The 644-nt window shown below is 71.9% G+C and carries 1 pseudogene; it reads left to right on the top strand.

Annotation, left to right across the window (positions count from 1 at the left end):
* Nucleotides 1-134: 134 nt before the first annotated feature.
* Nucleotides 135-644, top strand: a pseudogene (locus GCL84_RS29600) (hypothetical protein); the annotation flags it as partial.

Raw genomic sequence — 644 nt, 5'->3', positions numbered from 1 at the left:
GCCTGCCAGCGCCGATGGTACTGCACTGGAGACGGTGTGGGAGAGTAGGACGCCGCCGGACTATCATTCCCGAAGGGGTCTGCGATGGGACACGTGAACATTCGTGTCTCGACGCAGACCCCTTCGGTTTTTTCGTGAGCATGGAGGACATGGTGTCGGAGTTCGGGCGTCGCGGTGGTACTGAGGGCGGGGATCGCCGGGACGACCGGCGATCGGGAGGCGACCGCTCCGGTGGCGGCCCCCGACGGGATGGAGCGGCCCGCCCGGGTGGTTCGTCGTCGAGCTACCGCCGGGATGACCGCGACGGTGGTCGTGGTGGCGAACGCGGCAACGACCGACGTTCCGGTCAGGACCGCGGCGGTTACCGGCCCACGTCCTCTGATCGCGACCGTGGCGGTTACCGCTCCGGCGGCGGCTCCCGCGACGACAGCAGGTCGGAGGACAAGGGCTTCCGCCGCGACAACGACCGTCGCGACGATCGCGCGGGCTTCGCCCGCAGGGACAACGACCGCCCGAGCTACCCCCGTCGCGACGACAACCGCAGCGGTGGCCACCAGGGCCGCGACGACCGCCCCCGCACGGGTGGCTACCCGCGCCGCGACGACCGGGACGACCGCGGCCCGCGCCGCGAGGGCGGCTACCAG

Source organism: Actinokineospora pegani, assembly GCF_009745975.1.
Lineage (GTDB): Bacteria > Actinomycetota > Actinomycetes > Mycobacteriales > Pseudonocardiaceae > Actinokineospora > Actinokineospora pegani.
The sequence above is the reverse complement of the archived record's forward strand: the minus strand, read 5'-3'. Positions and strand labels throughout refer to the sequence as shown.